This is a genomic window from Sphingomonas bacterium, from assembly GCF_903643065.1.
Taxonomy (GTDB): Bacteria; Pseudomonadota; Alphaproteobacteria; order Sphingomonadales; family Sphingomonadaceae; genus Sphingomonas.
Map to the genome: position 1 here is coordinate 1 of NZ_CAHJWX010000310.1, position 3,610 is coordinate 3,610.

Consider the following 3,610-nt stretch of genomic DNA (forward strand, 5'->3'; position numbering starts at 1 on the left):
GTCGAGGTGGCACTGAGCGAGGGCGCTACGCTCGTTACGGGCGGGGGGCGCCCCGCCGGGCTGGACAAGGGATTCTTCTTCCAACCGACGCTGTTCGACGACGTCCACAACAGCGATCGCATCGCGCGCGAAGAGGTCTTCGGTCCGGTCGGCGTAGTGATTGGCTATGACGATGACGACGAGGCGATCGCGCTCGCCAATGACAGCGATTTCGGGCTGTCCGGCGGCATTTTTTCCGCCGACGTCGGCCATGCGTATGAAATGGCGCTGCGGTTGCGGACGGGCGGGGTGCAGATCAACGGCGGCGGCGGCCGCATGTCGAGCCATGCCCCGTTCGGCGGCGTCAAGCGCTCAGGCTACGGCCGCGAATATGGGATCGAGGGGTTGAACGAGTTCACGACGATCAAGACGATCAGCTTTCGCGGCGGTTGAACCGCGGGTTCAAATCCGTTCGATGATGATTGCCGGCGCCATGCCGCCCGCCGCGCACATGGTGACGAGCCCGCGCTTGAGGTCGCGGCGTTCTAGCTCGTCGAGGATCGTGCCGATCAGGATCGCCCCGGTCGCACCGATCGGATGGCCGAGCGCGATCGCGCCGCCGTTGACGTTGACCTTGTCGCGGTCGAGCCCGAGATCGCGGATGAACTTCTCGGCGACCACCGCGAACGCCTCGTTGATCTCCCAAAGATCGATGTCATCGACGGTCAGCCCGGCTTTGGCCAATACCTTGCGCGCCGCCGGCACCGGCGCGTTGAGCATCAGCGTAGGATCGTCGCCGACATTGGCAATTGCGACGACCCGGGCTCGCGGCTTCAGCCCATGCGCCTCCGCATAGGTGGGAGAGGCGAGCAGCACCGCCGCAGCGCCATCGACGACGCCCGAGGAGTTGCCGGCATGGTGGACATGCTCGATCGTCAGGTCGGGGAACTTGCGGTTGATCTGCCCGCGAAAGGTCGCGCCGCTTTCGTCGATCGGATAGTCGGCGAGAGCGGCGAAGGCGGGCTTGAGGCTGGCGAGACCCTCGGCCGTCGTTTCAGGCCGCGGATACTCGTCGCGGTCGAGCACGATGGTGCCCGCGTCGTCGCTCACGGGTACGACTGACTTATCAAACCGGCCTTCGTCCATCGCGACCTTGGCGCGGCGTTGGCTCTCCAGGCCGAAGGCGTCGAGATCGGCGCGGCCGATCCCCTCCATCGAGGCGATCGCGTCGCCGCAAACGCCCTGGTGCGATTGCGGGTGCGCGATGTCGAGGCGCGGGTTGCCCGAGCCGATGCCGTAGACCGGCTTGCCGTCGGCCATGTCCTCGGCAACCATCGCGTTCGTCAGCGACATCATTTCGGTGCCGCCGGCGACGACCAGATCCTCCATGCCGCTCATGATCTGCGCGGCGGCGAAGTTGACCGCGGTGATCCCGCCGCCGCAGAAGCGGTCGAGAGTCGTTCCCGAGGCCTTCACGTCATAGCCCGCGTCGAGCGCCGCCATGCGTCCGAGATCGCCGCCCTGCTTGCCGCGCTGGGTGCTGGTCGACCAGATGATATCGTCGACATCGGCGGTATCGAGATGGTTGCGCTCGGCGATCGCCTTCAGCACCGTCGCGGCGAGATGCTGCGGGTGCATGTGTGCGAGTGCGCCCTTGCCGGCCTTGCCGACACCGCGTGGGGTGCGGACGGCGTCGATGATCAGCGCTTCTGGCATGAAGCCTCCGTTTGGCGTTTCCAGAGCTTCCGCGCGTTACGGCAGGAAGCCTGGCGATGAATCTACAGTCTCCGCTGGAACGTCGGAGAGCCGCTGTCAAGACGATACTGATCGATCGCTCAGCACAAGAGACTGAGCGATTTACAACCTCTGGCGCGCGCGATAGGACTGTCCTTGCTGCGGGCCGAGGAAGTGCGCCGAGCTACAAGGAGGGCGGGATGTCGGTTGCTGTATTCACGGGAGGCAACACCGTCACCGGCGTGCTCCGCGAAGCGGCCAACGCTCAGCCAGACAGTATTTTTCTCGACTTTCAAGGCAACTTGTTCACCTATGGTGAAACGCTTAATGCCGCGCAGCGGCTGGCGGCGGGGCTGATCGTGCTCGGCGTGGAACCAGGCGACCGAGTTGTCTCAGTGCTAGACAACAACTTTCAGGCAGTGGTGGCGTGGTTCGGGATCAATCTCGCCGGCGCCGTCTCTGTCCCGGTGAATACCGCTTACAAGGGCGAATTCCTCCGCCACCAGATCGCCGACGCCGGCGCACGGATCGTCATCGCCGAGGAGGATTACGCCGCCCGCGTCGCCGCCGTTGCGGTCGACTTGCCGGCTCTGACCGTGCTGGTGCATCGCGGCGCCGCGCCGGCGGACACGCCCAACTCGCTTGACGTCGAATCGCTCGAGAACGTGATGGGGCCGCAGGCCGGCCACCCGCTGCCGGACCTCACTCCATCCGACTTGGCGATGCTCATCTACACCTCGGGCACCACCGGCCCGTCCAAGGGCTGCATGATCAGTCACGGCTATGCGTGTAATCTCGCCCGGCAGGCGATCATGTGCGGCGACCGACGACCCGACGACATCTACTGGAGCGCGCTGCCGTTATTTCACATGAATGCGACCGCGACCGGCCTGCTTTCAACCGCGATGCTAGGCGGCCGCTCTGTCGTGTATCCGCGCTTCTCGCTCTCAGGGTTCTGGCCGGACATCCTGCGCTCGGGCGCAACCTCAATCGGCCTGCTCGGGTCGATGCACCCGCTGATCGCTGAGGCGCCCGACAGCGAGGAGTCCAAAAAATGTTTCGGCCAAATCCGCGTCGTAGGCGCGGCACCCTTTCCCAAGGACTTGCAGGATAAATGGCGAACCCGCTTCGGCGTCGAAATAATGGGTGCGGGAGGTTATGGCCTGACCGAAGCAGCGATGGTGACGACGGGCCCGCTGGCGACTCGGCTTGATCCCAATTCTTCCGGCCCGATTGCCGAGGATTTCGACGTGATCATCGCCGATGACGACGGCGATCCTGTAGCGCATGGGCAGGCGGGAGAGGTGCTAATCCGTCCAAAGCGGTCGAACGTCATGTTTTCAGGCTATTGGAACCGCCCAGCCGACACACTGAAGGCTATCAAAGATCTCTGGTTCCACTCAGGGGATATCGGTAAGTTCGGAAGTAATGGCGAGTTCTATTTCGTTGATCGCAAAAAGGATTATCTTCGTCGTCGGGGTGAAAACATTTCCAGCTTCGAGATGGAGGCTACCTTCCAGAACCACCCCGACATCATGGATGTCGCGGTGCACGCCGTGTTCTCAGACATGGGCGAGGACGACGTTAAGGTCACCTGCGTGCTGCGCGAGGGCGCGGATTTGACCGAGCAGGCGCTGTGCTTGTGGGCGATCGATCGCGTACCGTATTTCGCCGTCCCGCGCTACATCGAGTTTCGTGACGACCTACCGCGTAACCCGACCGGCAAGGTTCTCAAGTACCGTCTACGAGAAGATGGCTGCACCCCTCAGACCTGGGACCGTGAAAAGCATCATGTTGCACTTGCTAGGCGGTAGGATCACGCGCGATCACGCAGGAGTTGCGAACAGACCAGGAGACCGGGTCTGGAAGGACAATGCATCGAGGAGGTAAGCCGAAG

General features: G+C 63.5%; 3 protein-coding genes. 2 read left to right on the forward strand and 1 reads right to left on the reverse strand.

Annotation, left to right across the window (positions count from 1 at the left end; genetic code table 11):
* The coding region (locus HUU95_RS10970; RefSeq protein WP_174280149.1) for an aldehyde dehydrogenase family protein at positions 1 to 432 on the forward strand (432 nt) is incomplete at its 5' end.
* Between the two features lie 9 nt (positions 433 to 441).
* Here the strand turns inward: HUU95_RS10970 and HUU95_RS10975 are convergent.
* A complete protein-coding gene (locus tag HUU95_RS10975) occupies positions 442 to 1,695 on the reverse strand; it encodes an acetyl-CoA C-acetyltransferase (RefSeq protein WP_174280150.1) in 1,254 nt (417 codons plus the stop codon).
* Positions 1,696 to 1,913: 218 nt separating this feature from the next.
* Between HUU95_RS10975 and HUU95_RS10980 the strand changes: the two genes are divergently transcribed.
* On the forward strand, positions 1,914 to 3,527 hold the full coding sequence (locus HUU95_RS10980; protein WP_174280151.1) for an AMP-binding protein: 1,614 nt from the start codon (positions 1,914 to 1,916) through the stop codon (positions 3,525 to 3,527).
* Positions 3,528 to 3,610 lie beyond the last annotated feature (83 nt).